Origin of the sequence: Streptomyces sp. NPDC052114, from assembly GCF_040680155.1 — a bacterium.
In the GTDB taxonomy this organism is placed as follows: Bacteria; Actinomycetota; Actinomycetes; order Streptomycetales; family Streptomycetaceae; genus Streptomyces.
Genome location: NZ_JBFAWC010000003.1, coordinates 589,713 through 609,041, shown reverse-complemented (window position 1 = coordinate 609,041; position 19,329 = coordinate 589,713). Strand labels below are relative to the sequence as shown.

The 19,329-nt window shown below is 72.1% G+C and carries 20 protein-coding genes; 11 read left to right on the top strand and 9 right to left on the bottom strand.

Annotation, left to right across the window (positions count from 1 at the left end; translation table 11 throughout):
* Positions 1-15 precede the first annotated feature (15 nt).
* Positions 16-1,170, top strand: a complete 1,155-nt coding sequence (locus AB0L89_RS09575; RefSeq protein WP_365136928.1) for a site-specific integrase — start codon at positions 16-18, stop codon at positions 1,168-1,170.
* Between the two features lie 7 nt (positions 1,171-1,177).
* Here the strand turns inward: AB0L89_RS09575 and sodN are convergent, their stop codons facing one another.
* Positions 1,178-1,573, bottom strand: a complete 396-nt coding sequence (sodN, locus tag AB0L89_RS09570; protein WP_365136925.1) for a superoxide dismutase, Ni — start codon at positions 1,571-1,573, stop codon at positions 1,178-1,180.
* A gap of 144 nt (positions 1,574-1,717) precedes the next feature.
* Here sodN and sodX point away from each other — a divergent pair, with 144 nt between their 5' ends.
* On the top strand, positions 1,718-2,152 hold the full coding sequence (gene sodX / locus AB0L89_RS09565) for a nickel-type superoxide dismutase maturation protease (RefSeq protein ID WP_365137225.1): 435 nt from the start codon (positions 1,718-1,720) through the stop codon (positions 2,150-2,152).
* Here sodX and AB0L89_RS09560 read toward each other — a convergent pair.
* Positions 2,035-2,685, bottom strand: a complete 651-nt coding sequence (locus AB0L89_RS09560) for a CGNR zinc finger domain-containing protein (protein ID WP_365136922.1) — start codon at positions 2,683-2,685, stop codon at positions 2,035-2,037. The genes sodX and AB0L89_RS09560 overlap by 118 nt on opposite strands.
* A 91-nt stretch (positions 2,686-2,776) precedes the next feature.
* On the opposite strand from AB0L89_RS09560, the gene AB0L89_RS09555 reads away from it, so the two are divergent.
* On the top strand, positions 2,777-3,562 hold the full coding sequence (locus AB0L89_RS09555) for a class I SAM-dependent methyltransferase (protein ID WP_365136919.1): 786 nt from the start codon (positions 2,777-2,779) through the stop codon (positions 3,560-3,562).
* 120 nt (positions 3,563-3,682) lie between these two features.
* On the opposite strand, the gene AB0L89_RS09550 is transcribed toward AB0L89_RS09555, so the two are convergent.
* The 3 genes from AB0L89_RS09550 to AB0L89_RS09540 are packed head-to-tail and all read right to left on the bottom strand — an operon-like array spanning position 3,683 to position 6,376.
* Complete coding sequence (locus AB0L89_RS09550) at positions 3,683-4,444, bottom strand: amino acid ABC transporter ATP-binding protein (RefSeq protein ID WP_365136916.1); 762 nt, start codon at positions 4,442-4,444, stop codon at positions 3,683-3,685.
* Positions 4,444-5,385: an amino acid ABC transporter permease gene (locus AB0L89_RS09545; RefSeq protein WP_365136913.1), complete on the bottom strand. Its 942-nt coding sequence runs from the start codon at positions 5,383-5,385 to the stop codon at positions 4,444-4,446. Before AB0L89_RS09545 ends, AB0L89_RS09550 begins: the two co-directional genes overlap by 1 nt.
* Positions 5,386-5,419: 34 nt before the next feature.
* Positions 5,420-6,376 (bottom strand): ABC transporter substrate-binding protein, encoded by a 957-nt coding sequence (locus AB0L89_RS09540; RefSeq protein ID WP_365136910.1) that lies wholly within the window; start codon positions 6,374-6,376, stop codon positions 5,420-5,422.
* An 801-nt stretch (positions 6,377-7,177) separates the two neighbouring features.
* Here AB0L89_RS09540 and AB0L89_RS09535 point away from each other — a divergent pair.
* The 4 genes from AB0L89_RS09535 (at position 7,178) to AB0L89_RS09520 (ending at position 10,464) form a co-directional block, all read left to right on the top strand.
* Positions 7,178-8,392 carry an NADP-dependent malic enzyme gene (locus tag AB0L89_RS09535; protein WP_365136907.1) on the top strand — a complete coding sequence of 405 codons (1,215 nt, stop codon included), beginning with the start codon at positions 7,178-7,180 and terminating at the stop codon, positions 8,390-8,392.
* Between the two features lie 121 nt (positions 8,393-8,513).
* Positions 8,514-9,476 (top strand): zinc-binding dehydrogenase, encoded by a 963-nt coding sequence (locus tag AB0L89_RS09530; RefSeq protein WP_365136904.1) that lies wholly within the window; start codon positions 8,514-8,516, stop codon positions 9,474-9,476.
* Positions 9,477-9,637: 161 nt separating this feature from the next.
* Positions 9,638-9,847 carry an HTH domain-containing protein gene (locus AB0L89_RS09525; protein WP_365136901.1) on the top strand — a complete coding sequence of 70 codons (210 nt, stop codon included), beginning with the start codon at positions 9,638-9,640 and terminating at the stop codon, positions 9,845-9,847.
* Entirely contained in the window at positions 9,847-10,464 is a 618-nt protein-coding gene (locus AB0L89_RS09520; protein ID WP_365136898.1) for a Clp protease N-terminal domain-containing protein, read from the top strand. The genes AB0L89_RS09525 and AB0L89_RS09520 overlap by 1 nt, the downstream gene beginning before the upstream one ends.
* Positions 10,465-10,541: 77 nt before the next feature.
* On the opposite strand, the gene AB0L89_RS09515 is transcribed toward AB0L89_RS09520, so the two are convergent.
* Positions 10,542-11,753 (bottom strand): helix-turn-helix transcriptional regulator, encoded by a 1,212-nt coding sequence (locus tag AB0L89_RS09515; RefSeq protein WP_365136895.1) that lies wholly within the window; start codon positions 11,751-11,753, stop codon positions 10,542-10,544.
* A gap of 1 nt (position 11,754) precedes the next feature.
* Complete coding sequence (locus AB0L89_RS09510) at positions 11,755-12,741, bottom strand: DUF4097 family beta strand repeat-containing protein (RefSeq protein ID WP_365136892.1); 987 nt, start codon at positions 12,739-12,741, stop codon at positions 11,755-11,757.
* Positions 12,742-12,986: 245 nt separating this feature from the next.
* On the opposite strand from AB0L89_RS09510, the gene AB0L89_RS09505 reads away from it, so the two are divergent.
* Positions 12,987-13,829, top strand: coding sequence for a hypothetical protein (locus tag AB0L89_RS09505; RefSeq protein ID WP_365136889.1), 843 nt, complete (start codon positions 12,987-12,989; stop codon positions 13,827-13,829).
* 586 nt (positions 13,830-14,415) lie between these two features.
* Here the strand turns inward: AB0L89_RS09505 and AB0L89_RS09500 are convergent.
* Complete coding sequence (locus AB0L89_RS09500) at positions 14,416-15,021, bottom strand: TetR/AcrR family transcriptional regulator (RefSeq protein WP_365136886.1); 606 nt, start codon at positions 15,019-15,021, stop codon at positions 14,416-14,418.
* Positions 15,022-15,135: 114 nt separating this feature from the next.
* On the opposite strand from AB0L89_RS09500, the gene AB0L89_RS09495 reads away from it, so the two are divergent.
* Positions 15,136-16,095 carry a TIGR03620 family F420-dependent LLM class oxidoreductase gene (locus AB0L89_RS09495; protein ID WP_365136883.1) on the top strand — a complete coding sequence of 320 codons (960 nt, stop codon included), beginning with the start codon at positions 15,136-15,138 and terminating at the stop codon, positions 16,093-16,095.
* Between the two features lie 59 nt (positions 16,096-16,154).
* On the opposite strand, the gene AB0L89_RS09490 is transcribed toward AB0L89_RS09495, so the two are convergent.
* Entirely contained in the window at positions 16,155-16,337 is a 183-nt protein-coding gene (locus AB0L89_RS09490; RefSeq protein WP_019075209.1) for a DUF6104 family protein, read from the bottom strand.
* 150 nt (positions 16,338-16,487) lie between these two features.
* Here AB0L89_RS09490 and AB0L89_RS09485 point away from each other — a divergent pair, with 150 nt between their 5' ends.
* Together AB0L89_RS09485 and AB0L89_RS09480 are read left to right on the top strand one after the other, a co-directional pair.
* Entirely contained in the window at positions 16,488-16,823 is a 336-nt protein-coding gene (locus tag AB0L89_RS09485) for a CU044_2847 family protein (protein ID WP_365136879.1), read from the top strand.
* A gap of 21 nt (positions 16,824-16,844) precedes the next feature.
* Entirely contained in the window at positions 16,845-19,301 is a 2,457-nt protein-coding gene (locus AB0L89_RS09480; RefSeq protein WP_365136876.1) for a trypsin-like peptidase domain-containing protein, read from the top strand.
* Positions 19,302-19,329 lie beyond the last annotated feature (28 nt).

The window sequence follows — 19,329 nt, the reverse complement described above, 5'->3', positions numbered from 1 at the left end:
CAAAGGAGAACGAACTTGGCCAACATCCAGAAGCGCCCCAACGGTAAGTGGCGGGCCCGCTACCGAGACCTCGACGGCAAGGAGCACGCCCGCCACTTCGAGCGCAAGGTTGACGCCCAGCGGTGGCTCGACGAGGTCACGACCAGCATGGTCACCGGCCTGTACGTCGACCCGCGTGCCGGAAGGATCTCCTTCGAGAAGTACGCGGCGAAGTGGGAAGCCGAGCAGATCGCGGGTGAGGCCGGCACCCGGATCACGGACAACGCGCTGCGGGTGCACCTGACGCCCGCGCTCGGCTCGTACGCGATGGCATCCCTGCGACGGACCCATATCCAGGCCCTCTTCAAGAAGCTCTCCGAGCAACTGGGGCCGGGCAGCGTGCGCAACGTCTACGACGTCCTTGTCCGCGTCATGACGGCCGCCGTCGAGGACAAGGTGATACCTGCGAGCCCCTGCAAGCGGATCACCCTCCCGCCCATACCCGACGAGGAGGTCACTCCGCCCACGGTCGCGCAGGTCGAGGCGATGGCCACCGCCATGCCGCCGTACATTCGCGCGGCGATCATCGCCCTGGCCGGATCAGGCTTGCGCATAGGTGAGTTGCTCGGCCTGAAGGTCTCGGACGTCGACTTCAAGAACGGCGCGATCCGCGTCGAGCGGCAGCGCTTGCAGTCCGGCCTGATCGGTCCACCGAAGACCGGCAAGTCCAGGCGTACGGTGCCGGTCGGCGAGGTCGTCACCGACGCGCTCCTGGCGCACCTCGCCGCACGCCCCTCGAAAGAGTGGCTGTTCACGATGGAGGAGTGCGAGCCCCTCAACTACCGCCGCTGGAAGACCGAGTGGAACTGCGCTCGGAAAGCGCTACAGCAAGCGGAGAACAAGGCGGCCGAGCGCGAGGGCCGCAAGCCCGTCGAACTGCCGCACATGACGACCCACGACCTGCGGCACTTCTTCGCCTCCGCCCTCATCGCCGGCGGGGCAAGCGTCAAGCAGGTCCAGCTCGTTCTCGGCCACGCGTCCGCGGTCATCACCCTTCGGACGTACGCACACCTGTGGCCGGGCGAAGAAGACCGCACCCGGTCCGTCATGGACGCCGTTCTCGGCGGCCTGCGGACCGGGTGCGGACAGGTAGGCGATACGACCCGCGAAACCGCAGGTCAAACGGCCTAGCCAAAGATCAAGCCTTCTTCGTCTCCCAGAAGATCTTGTCGATCTGGGCGATGTAGTCGAGCGCCTTCTGGCCCGTGGCCGGGTCCGTGGACGCCTTCGCGGCCGAGAGGGCCTTGAGGGCGTCGTTCACCAGCTGGTGCAGCTCCGGGTACTTCTCGAAGTGCGGGGGCTTGAAGTAGTCGCTCCAGAGCACCGAGACGTGGTGCTTGGCCAGCTCGGCGCGCTGCTCCTTGATGACCACGGCGCGCGCCTGGAAGTGCGCGTCGTCGTTGGCGGCCATCTTCTCCTGCACGGCCTTGACCGACTCCGCCTCGATGCGGGCCTGGGCCGGGTCGTACACACCGCAGGGCAGGTCGCAGTGGGCGCTGACCTTCACCTTGGGGGCAAACAGGCGGGAAAGCATGGTGCTGTCCTCCTCGTGATCGTCTTCTCAGGTGGGACATTACTCCGTGAGAGACGGGTTTTCGCGAGGGCCCCCATGGGCTTAGGACAAAAGTCCAGGGTCAGACTGGGACTGGTGGAGGATGGAACCGGGGAGGTGCCGGTGATGCCGGAGCTGTCGCAGGAGTCCGAGCACGGAAGGGCCCTCGTGCCGTGGGGCGCGGCGGAGGTGACCGGTCCTTCGATGGTGCCCACGCTGTACCACGGGGACCGGCTGCTGGTGCGGTGGGGAGCGCGGGTGCGCCCGGGTGACGTGGTGGTTCTGCGCCATCCGTTCCAGCAGGACCTGTTGGTCGTCAAGCGGGCCAAGGAGCGCCGCGAGGGCGGCTGGTGGGTGCTCGGCGACAACGCGTTCGCGGGCGGGGACAGTACGGACTACGGCGTCGTTCCCGAGGAACTGGTCCTCGGGAAGGCGAGGTTCCGCTACCGTCCGCCCGCACCCGGCCGCCGCTCGCCGCTGGCGGTGGTGCGCTGGGCGCTGGCCGCGGTGCGTCCGGTGCTCGCCGAGCGCTCCGTCTCCAGGCGCTTGCGGGCGCGGTAGGCGGCGACGTTGGCGCGGGTCGCGCAGCGGTCCGAGCAGTAGCGCCGGGAGCGGTTCGTGGACGTGTCGAGGTAGGCGTTGCGGCACGGCGCCGCCTCGCACAGGCCGAAGCGCTCCACGCCGTGCTCGGTGAGGTGGAAGGCGAGGCCCATCGCGGCGATCGCGGCGTACCCGGCGGTCGCGTTCGACGAGTGGTCCGCCAGATGCATGTGCCACAGCGGCCGGCCGTCCTCGTCCCGGTGGTCGTGGCCCGAGATCTGCGGGCTGACGGGGAACTCCAGGAGCAGCGAGTTCAGCAGGTCGACCGCGAGCGTCTCGTCGCCCTCGTCGGCCGCCTCGAAGACCGCCCTGAGCCGGGCCCGTACCGAACGGAAGCGGGTGAGGTCGGACTCCGTGGCGCGCCGGGCCATCTGCGTGCTCGGCCCGAACAGCTCCCGGATCACCTCCACCGAGGTCAGCCTGTCCTTGTCACGGCCCGGCTCCTCGCTGTTGACCAGGCGTACGGCGAAGTCTGAGTAATGGGCCAGTTCCACTTGTAGTCCTTACGGGAGCGGGCTATCGTCGGGTCGTCGGCCGGTAATGGCCGCTTGCGGTACCAGGGTATTACGGAGTGGAGGGGTTCTGATGACGGAAACGGGGACGGGAGCCAAGACCGGGGACGGGCTCGGCACCGACTGGCGCGCCTGGCAGGAGAGCTGGGACCGGCAGCAGCAGTGGTACCTGCCCGACCGCGAGGAGCGCTTCCGCATCATGCTCGACATGGTCGAGGCCGTGGTCGGAACCGCGCCACGCGTGCTCGATCTGGCGTGCGGTACGGGAAGTATTACGGACCGGCTGCTCCAGAGGTTCCCGGACGCCACCAGCGTCGGCGTCGACCTGGACCCCGCGCTGCTCACGATCGCCGAGGGCACCTTCGCGGGCGACGACCGGGTCACCTTCGTCACCGCCGACCTGAAGGACCCCGACTGGACGGCCGCGCTGCCGCACGACGCGTACGACGCCGTGCTCACCGCCACCGCCCTGCACTGGCTGCACAGCGGTCCGCTCGCCACGCTCTACGGGCAGCTCGCCGGACTCGTCCGCGACGGCGGCGTCTTCATGAACGCCGACCACATGCCCGACCCGGGGACCCCGCGGCTGAACGCCGCGGAGAGCGCGCTGCGTCACCGCCGGATGGACCGGGAGAAGGCCGAGGGCGTCCTGGACTGGAAGGAGTGGTGGCAGCTGGCCGCGCAGGACCCGGTCCTCGCGGGGCCCACGGCCAAGCGGTTCGAGATCTACGGCGACCACGCGGACGGGGACATGCCGTCGGCCGAGTGGCACGCGCTGACCCTGCGGGAGGCGGGTTTCGCCGAGGCGCGCTCTGTGTGGGCCTCGCCCGCGGACGCGGTGGTGCTCGGCCTGAAGTAGGAGTCCCGGCTGCGGGTTCGTCGTGGCTGGTCGCGCAGTTCCCCGCGTCCCTTACGGGGCACGCCGAAAGGCCGGCACGGATCAGGGATCCGTGCCGGCCTTTCGTTCAACCCGGTGGCGTCAAAGGACCTTGGACAAGAACGACTGCGTCCGCTCGTGCCGCGGGTTCGTCAGGACCTCCCGCGGGTTGCCCGACTCGACCACCACGCCGCCGTCCATGAAGACGAGGCTGTCGCCGACCTCGCGTGCGAAGCCCATCTCGTGCGTGACGACGATCATCGTCATGCCGGACTCCGCGAGGTCGCGCATCACGTCGAGCACGTCGCCGACCAGCTCGGGGTCGAGCGCCGAGGTCGGCTCGTCGAAGAGCATCAGCTTCGGGTCCATCGCCAGCGCGCGGGCGATCGCCACGCGCTGCTGCTGGCCGCCGGAGAGCTGCGAGGGGTAGTTGCCCGCCTTGTCGGCGAGGCCCACCCGCTCCAGGAGCTGGCCGGCGCGCTCCCGGGCCTGGGCCTTGGGGATGCCCTTGACCTGGACCGGCGCCTCCATGACGTTTTCAAGCGCCGTCATGTGCGGGAAGAGGTTGAAGCGCTGGAAGACCATGCCGATGTCCCGGCGCTTCAGGGCGACCTCGCTGTCCCTGAGCTCGTAGAGCTTGTCGCCCTTCTGCCGGTAGCCCACCAGGTCGCCGTCGACGTACAGCCGGCCGGCGTTGATCTTCTCCAGGTGGTTGATGCAGCGCAGGAACGTCGACTTGCCGGAGCCGGACGGGCCGATCAGGCAGAACACCTCGCCCTGCTCGACCTGCAGGTCGATGCCCTTGAGGACCTCTACGTTGCCGAAGGACTTGTGGACGCCCTCGGCCTTCACCATGGCGGTCATCAGCGCACGCCTCCCGCTCGGTTGCTCAGGGACAGCAGGTTGGCCTTGATCTTCTGGAAGGGGGTGTCCGGCAGGGTGCGGGACGAGCCGCGCGCGTAGTACCGCTCCAGGTAGTACTGGCCGACGCTGAGGATCGACGTCATGATCAGGTACCAGCAGGCGGCGAGCAGCAGGGCCTCCACCGTCGCGCCCGACGAGGTGCCGATGTCCTGGGCGTACTTGAGGAGTTCGTAGTACTGGACGGCCGCGACCAGCGAGGTCGTCTTCAGCATGTTGATGAACTCGTTGCCGGTCGGCGGCACGACCACGCGCATCGCCTGCGGCAGCACCACGCGGCGCAGCGTCTTGCCGTGGCTCATGCCCAGCGCGTGCGACGCCTCGGTCTGGCCCTCGTCGACCGAGAGCAGACCGGCGCGGCAGATCTCCGCCATGTACGCGGCCTCGTTGAGGCCGAGGCCGAGCAGCGCCGTCAGGAACGGCGTCATGAAGTCCGACCACTCGTCCTTGTAGACGGGGCCGAGGTTCACGTAGTCGAAGACGAAGCCGAGGTTGAACCAGACGAAGAGCTGGACCAGGACCGGCGTGCCGCGGAAGAACCAGATGTAGAACCAGGCGATCGACGAGGTCACCGGGTTCTTCGACAGGCGCATCACGGAGAGGATCACACCGCCGACGACGCCGATGAGCATCGAGAGGAAGGTGAGGACCAGCGTCTCGCGGACGCCCTTGAGGATGCGCTCGTCGAAGAAGTTGTCGGGGATCGCGCCCCAGTTGATGTCGCCCTGCGAGAACGCGTAGACGATCGCGGCGAGGACGCCGATCGCGAGGACCGCGGCGAAGTACCGGCCGACGTGCCGGACCGGGATGGCCTTGATGGCCTCCGCGGGGCGGGCCGTCGGGACGTCGTCCTCGGGGCCCTTCTTGGAGATGTCGGGGGTCACGTGAGTGCCCTTTCAGCGACTAGGAGGGATGCGGTCACTTGCCGCCGTTGACCTTGGCTTCCTTGACCGCGCCGTCCTCGACGCCCCACTTCTTGATGATCTTCTCGTACTCGCCGTTCGCGATGATCGCGTCCAGCGCGGCCTTGATGGCGTCGCGCAGCTCGGGATTCTTCTTGGACACCGCGATGCCGTACGGAGCCGCCTCGACCTGCTCGCCGACCAGCTGGAAGTCCTTGCCGCCGCCCGAGGTCTTCACCGCGTACGCGGCGACCGGGAAGTCGGACGAACCCGCGTCCGCGCCGCCGGAGCGCAGCCGGGTCTGGGCCTGCTGGTCGTTGTCGAACTGCTCGATCGCGATCTTCTTGCCGTCCTTGCACTTCTTCGACTCGGCCTTGGCCAGGTCGTGCGAGACGGTGCCGCGCTGGACGACGATCTTCTTGCCGCAGAGGTCGGCCCAGGTCTTGATGCCCTGGTCGTCGCCCTTCTTGGTGTAGATCGAGACGCCCGCCGTGAAGTAGTCGACGAAGTCGACGCCGGTGCCGACCTTCTTGCCGGTGTCCTCGTCGACGCCCTCCTGGCGGTTCTTGGTGTCGGTCATGGCCGACATGGCGACCTGGTAGCGCTTGGAGCGCAGACCGCCGAGGAGGGTGTCGAAGGTGCCGTTCTCGAACTCGAACTTCACGCCGAGCTGCTTGCCCAGCGCCTCGCCGAGGTCGGGGTCGATGCCGACGGTGTTGCCGGACTTGTCCTTGAACTCCACCGGCGGGTAGGCGATGTCGGAGCCGACCTTGATGACGCCCTTGTCGCGGAACTCCTTGGGCAGCTTGTCGGCGAGCGGCGCGTTGCTGACCGAGTCGCTCTCCTTGTCGTTCGTCTGGTCGCCGCAGCCGGACAGCAGCAGCGAGCCGGCGACCGCGAGCGCGCCGACCGCGGCGATCCGGGACTTCGCGGACTTCGCTGCGGTCTTACGACAAAGGGGGCTTGCGGTCATGGTGGGTCCTCCGGCGGATGAGGGAGTTGCCGATGGGTCGGGCACACACCTTCGGGTGTCGCGACCTCGTGTGATGACGGCATCTTGCCATTCGGACCGTCCGATTCTGGGTGCCGGAGATGTCAAAATCGGATAACGGGAGCGCCTCGAATGCCGACAGCCCGGTACTGGCGGGGCAAAGCGGGGCGTGGGCGAATCGGCGCCAACCGATTGATATCCGTCGAATCTCGCGATGTGGACCTCCGAGGGTCACTATTCGGAGAATTCGGGCATTGTGCGCCGGGGGCTGTCGACGAGGTGTCGAAGGTTGCCGCGGGCTTCTTTTTCTTCGTGGGCGAGTGTCCCGATGTCGGAAATGCCGGTCGAAGAATTCTTGATCGCGTCGAAACGTCCCCGAGTGCGCTGAACCGCCCCTGAGTGCGCTGAACCGTCCTTGTTGGCGCCGAAAGCCTCTTGGTCGCCATGAAGCGCGCTTGATCATGCCGAACTGCCCTTGATCACGGCGAAGCCCCCTTGATCACGGCGAAGTGCTCCCGGTCGCGGCGGACCGTTCCCGGCCGCGCGGTGGCCCGGGACCTTCGGCAGTGGCGTCCTGCAACCAATGTCACTCGCCCGGGCGCACTCCCTTCGGGTAGAAAGAGTGGTTACACCCCTCATCCGGGGCCCAGGGCGCGTGTGCGGCGCGCCCGCGTGTCCGTACCTCCCTCCGCCGACAGGCGGGGAACGGACGCGGTGCCCGCCCACTTCTCAACCGGGAGTGGACACCCTCAACGAATGATTAAGACTTAAGGGGTAAGACAAGTGGCAGCGGAGATCGTCAATCCTCGCAGCGACAGCAGTACGGATCACGAAGGAGCAGACGAGCCCTTCGATCCCGCCTTCGCGCTGCACCGTGGCGGCAAGATGGCCGTGCAGGCCACCGTGCCCGTCCGCGACAAGGACGACCTGTCCCTGGCGTACACGCCCGGCGTCGCGAAAGTGTGCAGCGCGATCGCCGAGCAGCCGGAGCTCGTCCACGACTACACGTGGAAATCCAATGTCGTCGCCGTGGTGACCGACGGGACCGCCGTGCTCGGTCTCGGGGACATCGGCGCCGAGGCCTCCCTCCCGGTCATGGAGGGCAAGGCCATTCTGTTCAAGCAGTTCGGCGGCGTGGACGCGGTGCCGATCGCGCTCGCGACGACGGACGCCGACGAGATCGTCGAGACCGTGGTCCGGCTCGCCCCGTCCTTCGGCGGCGTGAACCTGGAGGACATCTCGGCGCCGCGGTGCTTCGAGATCGAGCGCAAGCTCCAGGAGCGGCTCGACATCCCCGTCTTCCACGACGACCAGCACGGCACGGCCGTGGTGACGCTCGCGGCGCTGCGCAACGCGGCGAAGCTGACCGGGCGCACGCTCGGTGACCTGCGCGCCGTCATCTCCGGCGCCGGCGCGGCCGGGGTCGCCATCGCCAAGTTCCTCCTCGAGGCGGGGCTCGGCGACGTGGCGGTCGCGGACCGCAAGGGCATCGTGAGCCGGGACCGCGACGACCTCACCCCGGTCAAGCGGGAGCTCGCCGAGCTCACCAACAAGGCCGGGCTGAGCGGCTCGCTGGAAGCGGCGCTGGCCGGTGCCGACGTGTTCATCGGCGTCTCCGGCGGCACCGTTCCCGAGCCGGCCGTCGCGTCCATGGCGCCGAACTCCTTCGTGTTCGCCATGGCCAACCCGAACCCCGAGGTCCACCCGGACGTCGCGCACAAGTACGCGGCCGTGGTGGCGACCGGTCGTTCGGACTACCCGAACCAGATCAACAACGTCCTCGCCTTCCCGGGCATCTTCGCGGGCGCGCTCCAGGTGCGGGCCTCCCGCATCACGGAGGGCATGAAGATCGCCGCCGCGGACGCGCTCGCGGACGTCGTCGGGGACGAGCTCTCCGCGGACTACGTGATCCCGTCGCCGTTCGACGAGCGGGTCGCCCCGGCCGTGACGGCCGCGGTGGCCGCCGCCGCCCGCGCGGAGGGCGTCGCGCGCCGCTGACGCCGGTCCCGTGGTGTGTGCCGCGCCCCCTGTCGTGCCTCGTCGGCGCGGCAGGGGGCGCGGCGCGTGTCACAGGCGTACGAGGTTCCGCCGGGGTGCGCCTCGCGCCTAGGGTCGGCTCATGTTCGCTGCCTACGCCGCCCGCATCAACCGTGACCAGCCGCTCGACGGCCTTGAGTTGGGGGAGCGCCCCGCCCCCGAGGCCCGCCCCGGCTGGTCGACCGTGAACGTCAGGGCCGCCTCCCTCAACCACCACGACCTGTGGTCCCTGCGCGGCGTCGGCCTCGCCGAGGACAAGCTGCCGATGATCCTCGGCTGTGACGCCGCCGGGATCGACGAGGACGGGAACGAGGTGGTCCTCCACTCCGTCATCGGGCAGTCCGGGCACGGCGTCGGGCCCCGTGAGGGCCGGTCCATCCTGACCGAGAAGTACCAGGGGACCTTCGCCGAGCGCGTGGCCGTCCCCACCTGGAACGTGCTGCCCAAGCCGAAGGGCCTGTCCTTCGCCGAGGCCGCCTGCCTGCCGACCGCGTGGCTGACCGCGTACCGCATGCTCTTCACCAACGCCGGTGTGCGCCCCGGGGACTCGGTCCTCGTGCAGGGCGCGGGCGGCGGTGTCGCCACGGCCGCGATCGTGCTCGGCAAGGCGGCGGGCCTGCGCGTCTTCGCCACGAGCCGGGACGAGGCCAAGCGGAAGCGGGCGCTGGAGCTGGGCGCCGTCGAGGTGTTCGAGGCGGGCGCGCGGCTGCCGGAGCGGGTGGACGCCGTCATGGAGACGGTCGGCGCGGCGACCTGGTCGCACTCGGTCAAGTCGCTGAAGCCGGGCGGCACGCTGGTCATCTCCGGAGCCACGAGCGGCGACCGCCCCTCGCACGCCGAGCTCACCCGGATCTTCTTCCTGGAGCTGAAGGTCGTCGGCTCGACCATGGGCACCAAGGACGAACTGGAGGACCTGCTGGCGTTCTGCGCGGCCACGGGGGTGCGCCCGGTGGTCGACGAGGTGCTCCCCCTGGACCGCGCCCGGGAGGGCTTCGAACGCCTGGAGTCGGGAGAGCAGTTCGGGAAGATCGTGCTGGAGGTCTGAGAGACCCGACGCGGAGCGGAGGGGGAGGGGCGGCCGTCACGGCCGCCCTTTTCTGTTGCCTTCCGCCTTCCGCCCTCTGTCTTCCGCCTTCTGCTGTTCACCTCTGCCTTGATGTCAACCATGGTTGACACCCTCGGGCGCGTCAACGTAAGTTGACAAGCATGACCGAAGCAACGGATCTCGCCGCGCGTGCGGGCGATCGTGACCCACGGATCGGGCTGCGGGCCGTCACCGCGTTGCGGAAGCTCGTGGAGCAGTTGGAGGCCGTGCAGGTGCGCAGTGCGCGTCGGCAGGGCTGGTCGTGGCAGGAGATCGCCGGGGAGCTCGGCGTGAGCAGGCAGGCCGTGCACAAGAAGTACGGGAGGCAGTGATGTTCGAGCGATTCACCGAGGACGCCCGAGATGTGGTCGTGGGCGCCGTCGAGCAGGCGCAGCGGGCGGGTGCCGCCTCGGTCGACGACGGCCATCTGCTGCTCGCGCTCCTGGCGCGGCTCGACGAGGGCGCCGGCAGCCGCGCCGCGTTCGCGCTGACGGCCCTGGGGGCCGCGGACCGGCGCGCGTCGATCGAGCGGGCCCTGGCCGAGGCGCGGCGCAGGGGAGGGCTCTCCCAGGCCGATGCCGAAGCGCTCGCCGACCTCGGCATCGACGTCGAGGAGATCGTCTCCCGGGTCGAAGAGGCCCATGGGGTCGGGGTGTTGGCGGGTGCTGGTGCTGGTGCTGGTGGTGGTGGCGCTGGACCGCGTGGTGGTGGTCGTAGGGGGCTGTTCGGGCGGATGGGGCATCTGCCCTTCACGCGCGATGCCAAGGAGGTCCTCGTGAAGTCGCTGCGCATCGCGAGCGCGCGCCGCGACCGGGCCATCGGGGGGCAGCATCTGCTCTTGGCGCTCACCGTCCGGCCCGGCGTGGTCTCGGAGGTCCTCGCGGATCACGGGGTGACGTACGCGGAGCTGGAACGGATCCTGTTCGCGGGGGCGACGCCCTCCTCCTGAGGTGCCCCGCGCGGTGACCGTGCCCCGGTCGTCCCGGGGGAGCGGAGGGGTGCGGTCACCGCGCCGTCGCGCGGATGTCAGGGCCTCGGTGTGCGCAGGGCGGCGCCGATGTGTGCCGCCGCCTGGGACAAGTGGCGCCGGGCGTCGCGCAGTTGGTCCTCCGACACGCCGTGGTCGCGGGCCGCGTCGCGGATGTCGTCCCGGAAGCGGTCCAGCAGGCGGTCCAGGTCGCGGGCGGGATCACCCGTCGAGTCCTCGCGGGCCCACTCGGGTGCGTACTCCACGGGGAGGTCCTCGCGGGCGGCGCTGAACTTCGGCCCGGCGCCGTCCGAGGGCTCCGCACCGGCTGAGGGCTCCGCACCGACTGAGGGCGCGGCTCCGGTCCCCGGCGCGGACTTGGCCTCAGGTGCGGACTCGGCCCCTGGTGCCGACCGGTCGCCCGCCGTCTGCGTGGCGGTCGGCCTCTTCGTCCCCGCGTCCGGCCCGGACTCGGTGTCCGCCTCGGTCCGGCCGCCGCCGAAGCCCTTCCCGAAGTCCTTGCCGAACTCGCCGAACTCCTTCGCCAGTTCGGTCAGACCCTCACGCACGCCCGTGGGCCAGTCGCCCCGCGCGAAGTGGTCCTGGACCTGCTCCTGCACGCGTCGCGCGATGCGCTGGACCTCCTCCTGCGCCTGCGCCCGCGCCTGCTCCTGCGCGTCCTTGGCCTGACGGCGGGCGCGCTGGGCCTCCTCGCGGGCCCGGCGGCTCTCGTCCTTCGCGCGCCGCGCCTGCTCCTTCCACTCCTGCTTGGCCCGCTTGAACTCCTCCTTCGCCTGGCGCCAGCTCTCCTTGTCGCCCCAGGTGCCCTCGAAGAAGTCGGCCGGGTCGGGGAAGCCCTTGCCCGTGCCGGGGCCGCCCGAGGAGCGCGCCTCCCTGGCGGCCGCCCGCATCTCGCGGCGCAGGTCGCCCGCCGCGCCCTGGACGCCGTCCCGGATCTCGGCCGCGAGTTCGGCGACCGACTCGCGGATCTCCAGCTCCAGGTCGGCCAGCTCGCCGCTGCGGTCGGCCAGCTCGGCACGGCCGGAGTCCGTGATGGCGTAGACCTTCCGGCCGCCCTCGGTGGTGTGCGTGACCAGGCCCTCGGCCTCCAGCTTGGCGAGGCGGGGGTAGACCGTCCCGGCGGAGGGCGCGTACAACCCCTGGAAGCGTTCTTCGAGGAGACGGATCACCTCATAGCCGTGGCGCGGGGCCTCGTCGAGCAGCTTGAGCAGATACAGGCGCAGGCGGCCGTGGGCGAACACGGGGGGCATCTCAGAGCACCTTCTTGTCGGTCGGGCCGTCGGTCGGGTCATCGATCGGGCCGTCGGTCGTGCTGTCGGTCGGTGTGGGGGTGGCGTCGGCGGGAGCGGCTTCGGCGGGAGGGGCCGTGGACGTCTCGCCGCTGTCCGTCGGGTCGATGTCCAGGGGGACGTCGTCCCGGGGATCCTCCTCCATCGGGGGCCTGCGCAGCAGCGCGATGGACCCGGAGACCGTCGTCGCCTTGAGCCTGCCGGCGCCCGATCCCAGCCGGCCCGTGATCCGCTTGGCGCCCCACTGGCCGCTCACCCGCAGATCCTCGAAGGCGTTCGACACCGCGCCGCTCGCGGTGTCCACCTCGACCTCCGCGTCCGCCGGGTGCGGCAGCCGGATCGCGATCTCGCCCGAGACGCTCGTCAGGGCGACGTCGGTGGGGCGGCCCGCCGGGTCGAGGTCCACGATCATCGAGCCGCTCACGGACTCGGCGCGGACGGAGGAGCCCGCCGCCTCGACGACCGTGAGGTTGCCGGACACCGAGTTGAACCTCAGGGTGCCGGTGACGCCCTGCGCCTCCACGTTCCCGGAGACCGTGTCCGCGCGGACCGGGCCCGCTATGCCGAGCAGCGTGGTGTCGCCGGATACGCCCCGCACGTCCACGCGCTCCTCGATGCCGGAGACCACGGCGCCGGCGCCGACCACGCCGACCTCGACATGTGTCCCCGCGGGCACCGCCAGGGAGACCACCGCGCTGCGGCGCCAGCCCTTGCGGTCGAACCACTTGAGGAAGCCCTTCCAGGGCAGGTCGTCATAGGCGACGGTGAGAGTGCCGCCCTCCTGGGTGACGGTCAGGGGAGGGCCCTCGATCGCGGAGACTTCCAGACGGGCGGAACTCTCGTCCGTACCCACCACGTTCACCGTGCCGTTGACCACGCGGACGTTGAGCGTGCTGACGGGGGCCTCGAAGGTGAGCTTCCGGGGCTCGGTGACGGACCACTCTGGCATGAGCTGACCTCCTTGGCCTGCGGGACGCGACGCGCCATATCGCGTCTCTGATATTCACGATATATCGCGGCCCTCGGAAGTCAAGGCAATTGCGGGACGAACCCCTCGAACGGGCTGCCGTGGGCTGCCGTGGGCTGTCGCAGGCTGCGGTGGGCTGCGGTGCCGTGGGCTGCCGCAGGCCCCGTCGGGCTTCCATGTGCCATCCCGTATGCGCCGATCCAGATGTTTTGTCCTAGCGTGGGGCCATGTCGTCCGATGCTTCTGAGCGTGCCGGGGCCGTCAGCGCCGCCAAGGCTCCCGGCGCGCTGCTCCTGTGCCGGGCCGAGCCCGAGTTCGTCGAGCCCGTGGCCCAACTGCTCCGTGAACGGATGCTGCTCGTGCCGGCCGGCCCCGGCTGGAGCGTGCTGGTGCCCGAGGGCAAGCCCTGGCTGCACGGCGAGGAGCCGGTCGACCGGGTGCTCACCGGGTGGGCGACCGCGCTCGCCGTCGGCTCCGGCTGGCCCGTGCTGGCCCTGTGGTGGGACGCCGACCGGTCCGGCTACACGCTCGCGGCGGGCTTCCGGCGCACCGTCGGCTACGTATGGCTGGCGAACGGCACGCCCGTGGGGGAGGACGAGGCGATGCGGACGTTCGCGGCGCGCCTCGGCCTCGACCCCGTACTGGACGTGCAGTCCCTGGAGGCACTCGCGCGGGACGACACGGAGGCCGACGCGCGCGCCAGGATGCGGGGGCTGCTCGCCGTCCTCACCCGCACGGGGCTCACCCTGCCGCCCGGCCTCGCCCCCGGCGAACCCGCCGACCGGCTGCGCGAGGTGGCCCGGGTCCAGAGCGGTGTGCGCCAGGTCGAGTGGTCCGGGTGGCGGGACGCGGTACGGGCGGAGTTCGGCGCGGTCGAGAAGGGCCCGCTCGGCCCCTGGGTGCGCGGACCGAAGGCGCGGGCGCTGGCCGTGGCCCAGGTGGCGGCCGGGCTTCCGCTCGCCGTCTGGGCGGTACGGCGGCGCAGCGGCGGATGGGCCACGGCGGCCGCGGTGCTGCTGGCGCAGGGAGCGTTGGGCCTCGCGTACGACCGGATGCGGGCGCGGGACTGAGCCGGCTTCTGGCGGGGCGCCTGGCTGGTGCCGCCGGGCGCCCGTCTGGTCCGGCGGGACCGGTCAGGCGCCCGGCCGATCTCGTGGCGGCGGTCTGAGGGGTGGTCCGAGGGGCGGTCTCGCGGAGGGGCTCGTGGCGGGTCTCGCGGAGGGTCTCGTCGTGACCCCGCCGAGTGGCCTGTGCGGACGGTCGGCGACTGGCTTGGCGGCCCGCCGGTGGGCCCGCGCTGCCGGTTCCCGGCGGCCCGTCAGGGCACGGCCGGACTCGCGGCGGCGGCCCGCAAGGTCGTGGCCGGACTCCCAGCGGCGGCCCGCCGAGCCGGTCCCGTGGCGGCCCGCCCTGGCCTCACCGCGCGGCGATCCCCGCCTCGTCGGCCTCGCCGCAAGGCGATCCACCCCGTCGGCCGCGTCGTCCGGCGATCCGCCCCCTCGGCCTCGCCGCCCGGTGATCCGTACGCCGTCGGCCTCGCCGCAAGACGATCCACCCCGTCGGCCTCGCCGCCCGGCGATCCGTACGCCGTCGGCCTCGCCACCCGGTGATCCACCCCCCCCGTTGACCCCGCCCCCCTCGGGGTGACCCGCCCCCTCACCTCCGCCGCACGGCGTCCAGGACCAGGGCGAGCAGGCGGTCCGGCTGGTTCGGGTCCGCGGTCGTGTGGGTCGTCGACAGGGCGATGCCGACGACCAGTTGGACCAGGTCGGCGGCCGTGAGGTCGGGGCGGGCCGTGCCGGAGTGCTGGGCGCGGGACAGGAGGAGCCCTGCCGTCTCGCCGATGCGCTGATGGCAGTCGAGGCCCGTGGCGTCCGGCTGCTCCAGCTCCTCTATCAGGAGCGTCCCGCCCAGGCCCTGGTTCACGCGCGCGTGGGCGAGGAGCGCGCGCAGCCACTCGGCCAGCGCCTCGTCGGGGGAGCCGGTCGCGACCAGTTCTTCCGCGCGCCCGCACAACGTGTCGATGCGGTCCTTGAGTACCGCGGTCAGCAGGGCGGGCCGGGTCGGGAAGTGGCGGTAGAGCGTGCCGGGGCCGACGCCCGCGCGGCGGGCGATCTCGTTGAGGGATGCCTCGGGCCCCGCCTCCGCGAACGTCTCGCGCGCCGCGGCGACGATGCGCTCCCGGTTGCGCCGGGCGTCCGCGCGGGGCTGCCGCCCGGCGGCCCCCTCGTCCGCGTCCCGTGACCGCTGGGAATTCGTCATCGGGCCATCCTCGCGTCCCCGGCCGCCCGGGGCTAGCTATCCGGAGAGCTTCTCCGTATCGTTCTCCGCAGATGAACCGGAGAGGTTCTCCGGAAAGTGGGGAGGGGTGTGCGCATGAGCGGGGCACGGGAGCGCGACGGGCTCGGACGGGTGGGCGTCTGGACGTTCGCCTTCGAGGGTCACCCGGCGGCGGGGGTGCGGGAGGCCGCCGCGGAGATCGAGGAGCTGGGGTACGGAGCCCTCTGGTACGGGGAGGCGTTCGGGCGGGACTCCGCGGGGCAGGCCTGGCTGTTGCTGTCCGCGACCCGCCGCATCGTCGTCGCGTCGGGCATCGCCAACATCGCGTACCGCCCGCCCGCCACCATGGCGGCGGCCGCGCGCACGCTGGGCGAGGCCTTTCCGGGGCGCTACCTGCTCGGCCTCGGCGGTCACCGGGTCGACGGCGTCCCCGTCGAACCCGGCGGCGTCCCCGTCGAGACCGGCGGCGCCACCGCGGAGGCCGACGGCGCGCCCGTCCCCGCGCGCGGGAAGGCACTTCCGACGATGCGCCGCTACCTGGACGCCATGGACGCCGCCCCGGCGCACGGCCCGCTCGCCGACGCCGCCCCGCCCCGGGTCCTGGCCGCGCTCGGTCCGAAGATGCTGGCACTGGCGGCCGAACGCACCTGGGGAGCCCATCCGTACTTCGTCCCCGTCGAGCACACCGCGCTCGCCCGCCGGATCATGGGGCCCGACGCGTTCCTCGGCGTCGAACAGGCCGTCGTCCTCGACACGGACGTCGACCGCGCCCGGGAGGTGGCCGCGCGGCACGTCGCGGGCTACGTCACCCAGGCGCCCCATCAGGCGGCGAACGTGCGCCGCATGGGGTTCGGTGACGCGGACCTCGCCGGCGGGCGGCCGAGCCGTCGGCTCGTCGACGCGATCGTCGCCTACGGAGACGTCGACGCGCTCCACGCGCGCGTGCGGGACCATCTCGACGCGGGGGCCGACCACGTCTGCGTACAAGTGCTCACCGACGATCCGGCCGCACTGCCGCTGCCGCAGTGGCGGGAGCTCGCCCCCGCCCTGGTGTGAGCCCCGCCCTGGAGGGGGCCCCGCCCTGGCGTGGGCCCCGCGGTGTGTGAGCCCCGCGACTACTCGTCGTCGTCCTCGTCGTCCAGCCGTGCCAGCCAGGTCGCCAGGCGTTCGACCGGGACCTCGAAGTCGGGGTTCAGGTCCACGAAGGTGCGGAGCTGCTCGGCGAGCCACTCGAAAGTGACCTCTTCCTCGCCGCGCCGCTTCTCCAGCTCCTCGATGCCACGGTCGGTGAAGTACAAGGCGTTCTCCGTCGGAATGCGGTGGATGTGCTCCGCCAGGTTAACCGGCGCAGCGGTCTCGCCCCTCGGGGGTCGGGCGCCCGATAATCACCCCTACGGTCAAGTGCCCTCGCCGGAGGGCGGGTTGGCCGCACACGGGGAGGCGGGCCGATGGCCGACGAAGTGATCCAGGTGGAACTGCCCGACGGCACCGTCGTCGACGCCCGGGTCTCCGACTCCGATCTGCTCCCGCAGGGGACGGGCGACTACACGGACACCGGCCTCGCGGAGTCGTTCACCGCCAGGGTCGAGGGGCTCACCGAACTCGTCAAAGGGATCGCGACGAACCTGCGGGAGGCCACCCTGGCCGCCGCTCCCGACGAGGTGACCGTCGCCTTCGGGGTGGAGCTGGCGGCGAAGCCCGGAAGGGTCGTCAGCGTGCTGGCGGACGGTGAGGCGAAGGCCTCGGTCACCGTCACCCTCACCTGGCGCGGCAACGGGGGCTGACGGGGCACCAGGGACCACGGAGTGGCTGCCGCCGACGAGATCCTGCGCGACCTGGTGTACGACGCCACGGTCTGGATCCACGGCGCACGGACCCCCGGCGCACGGACCCCCGGCGCAGGGGACCCCGGCGCACGGGACCCGGGCGGGGGCACGTCCCACGACCTGTGGGGCAGCGGCTTCTTCGTCGCTCCGGGCAAGGTGCTGACCTGCGCGCACATCTTCCAGCGCGGGAACAGGTGGGCGGGCGGCACCGAGTGCGGCGTCAGCTACCGGGCGGGCGGCCGGCTGCGGACGGCCGCGGCGCGGCTGAGGCACTGTCTGCCCGCCGCCGGGGAGAGGCCGCGCTCCCCAGGGGCCTCCTGGCCCCTGCCCGACCTCGCCGTCCTGGAGCTCACCGAGCCCGTCGACCACTCCTGCGCATGGCTCTCGGACCTGTCCTCCCGGCCGAACGGGGCGAGCGGCAGGCTGCTCCTCCAGGGGTTCGTGCCCGACGGCGACGGCGAGGTGGAGAGCTGGACGGGCGAGTGCACCGTCGCCGGTGTCGTCGGCGACCTCGCCTTCCGGCTCGGCGGCGAGGCCGGGCAGATCGAGCAGGGCGTGTCGGGCGGACCGGTCGTCGACCTGGAGAAGGGCGCCGTCATCGGCGTCATCAAGGCCCAGCGCAACAGGGCGGACGGCGGCAAGGCCGTGCAGCTCACCGCTCTCCGGAGGCTGTCGGGAGACGGGCGGGGGGCCGACGGCCCCGGCCCCGACCCCTACCAGGAGCTGGTCGCCGACCACGACCGATGGCACTGGGAGAGCCAGCGCCCCCACGAGGACGCGGGCCCCACCTGGGCCGACGTGCAGACCGAGCTCGCCCCGCCGCACCGGCTCTGGCTGCCCACCGACCGGGCCAGGGCGCTGGCCATGCTCGCCGAGCTGCCCCACGCGCCGGACGTGGGCACGGTCGAGCGGCTGGTGGCCGAGACGTGCGCGGACCAGCTGCCGCCCCGGGCGGCGCCGCCGCGCAGCTGGCGCGACGGCGCGGGGCTGCTGTACGACCCGCCCGCCAAGGACGAGCTGGGGGTGTTCCTCTCCTATCTGCTCCGGGTGGCCCGCAGCGTGCACGCCGAGCGGCCGCGGGCCGCCGAGGAGCTCCAGGCGTGGGCCGTCGAGCGGGGCCACGCGCTCCGGCCGGTCTGGCGCAGGGAGCTGTCGCGGCTGGCCACGGTGCCGGTGGTGGTACGCGCCACTCGGCCCCCGGCGGCTTCGGAGGCCACGTCCCCGGCGGCTTCCGAAGCCACGTCCCCAGCGGTTTCCGAGGCCTTGTCCCCGGCGGCTCCCGTAGCGACGCCCCCGGCGGGCCCCGCAGCCGCGCCCGCGCAGGCGCCCACAGCCGTACCGGCCACCGAGCCCGCCCTGGTACCGGTCACGGAACCCGCCCCGGTACCGGCCACCGATCTCGCCCCGGTACCGGCCACGGAACCCACCCCTCTACCCGCCACCGACCCCGCCCCGGTACCTACCGCCGATCCCGCCCCCACCCCCGCGCCCGCCGCCCAGCCCGCCGCCCCCGAACGCCCCGCCCGAGTCCCCCAGCCCGCCGCCCGCGTCCCCGAGCCCGCCGCCCCCACACGCACGGCTGCCGCGCCCGCACCACCCCCCGAACCTGACATCGAGGTGTTCGAGGTCGGTGAGCGCGGCGCGGCCGTACTCGAACTGCGTGCCGACTGGTGGGCCGAGCGGCGGTACGCGTGGAGCGTGCGCCTGGTCGACCAAGCGGGCGGCGTCGAGGTCACGGCCCTCGCGGAGGGCGCCGGGGCCCTCGACGTACGCGCGCTCGCCGAGCCTCCCGAGCGGCTGGCCAGGGCACTCGCCGGCGCCTTCCTGCGGGCCGACGCGGGCAGCCATGTGGCACCCCTGCACGTGCTGCTGCCCCAGGAGCTGTTCGACCTGCGCGTCGACCGGTGGCCGTCCGGCGGCCCGCGCGACCGCGGGACCCCGGTGCCGCTCGGGGAGGTCCGGAGCGTGATCGTGGTCGACCAGGCGTACGTGGACCGGCTCGCCTCGGGCGAGGAGCGGCCCGCGCCGTACCGTGCCACGTGGCGGGGCACACCCGGCGCCGAGCAGCCGACCGCCGTACCCCTGGGCGAGTTCGGCCGCCGCACGCCACCCGGCGCCGTGCTGATCCACTGCGGCCCCGTCGCCGCCGGACACGCGGCACGGCTGCTGCGCACGGCGCTCGACGCGGGTGCCACCACCGTGCTCTGGCGCAGGAGCGCGGGGACACCCGAGGAAGGCGCCGCCTTCGAGAACGCGGCCCGGGACTGGGTGGAGAGCAGCGGGGTCCTCGCCCGGCTTCCCCACCAAGTCGTCCAGTTGCGCGCCCGGGCCCGCGCCGGTGACCCGGCGGCCCGCTGGGCGAAGGACGTCGCGCTGCTGCACCACGACTCCGGCGAGCGCCTCTCCGGCGTTCTCGACCTCCTGAGCACACCATGACGACCGCGCCGACAGCCGAGGAGCGACA

Coding starts and splice junctions, on each gene's coding strand:
- sodN (WP_365136925.1), bottom strand. CDS start 1,573: ATGCTTTCCCGCCTGTTTGCCCCCAAGGTGAAGGTCAGCGCCCACTGC.
- sodX (WP_365137225.1), top strand. CDS start 1,718: ATGCCGGAGCTGTCGCAGGAGTCCGAGCACGGAAGGGCCCTCGTGCCG.
- AB0L89_RS09555 (WP_365136919.1), top strand. CDS start 2,777: ATGACGGAAACGGGGACGGGAGCCAAGACCGGGGACGGGCTCGGCACC.
- AB0L89_RS09550 (WP_365136916.1), bottom strand. CDS start 4,444: ATGACCGCCATGGTGAAGGCCGAGGGCGTCCACAAGTCCTTCGGCAAC.
- AB0L89_RS09540 (WP_365136910.1), bottom strand. CDS start 6,376: ATGACCGCAAGCCCCCTTTGTCGTAAGACCGCAGCGAAGTCCGCGAAG.
- AB0L89_RS09530 (WP_365136904.1), top strand. CDS start 8,514: ATGTTCGCTGCCTACGCCGCCCGCATCAACCGTGACCAGCCGCTCGAC.
- AB0L89_RS09525 (WP_365136901.1), top strand. CDS start 9,638: ATGACCGAAGCAACGGATCTCGCCGCGCGTGCGGGCGATCGTGACCCA.
- AB0L89_RS09520 (WP_365136898.1), top strand. CDS start 9,847: ATGTTCGAGCGATTCACCGAGGACGCCCGAGATGTGGTCGTGGGCGCC.
- AB0L89_RS09515 (WP_365136895.1), bottom strand. CDS start 11,753: ATGCCCCCCGTGTTCGCCCACGGCCGCCTGCGCCTGTATCTGCTCAAG.
- AB0L89_RS09510 (WP_365136892.1), bottom strand. CDS start 12,741: ATGCCAGAGTGGTCCGTCACCGAGCCCCGGAAGCTCACCTTCGAGGCC.
- AB0L89_RS09505 (WP_365136889.1), top strand. CDS start 12,987: ATGTCGTCCGATGCTTCTGAGCGTGCCGGGGCCGTCAGCGCCGCCAAG.
- AB0L89_RS09500 (WP_365136886.1), bottom strand. CDS start 15,021: ATGACGAATTCCCAGCGGTCACGGGACGCGGACGAGGGGGCCGCCGGG.
- AB0L89_RS09495 (WP_365136883.1), top strand. CDS start 15,136: ATGAGCGGGGCACGGGAGCGCGACGGGCTCGGACGGGTGGGCGTCTGG.
- AB0L89_RS09485 (WP_365136879.1), top strand. CDS start 16,488: ATGGCCGACGAAGTGATCCAGGTGGAACTGCCCGACGGCACCGTCGTC.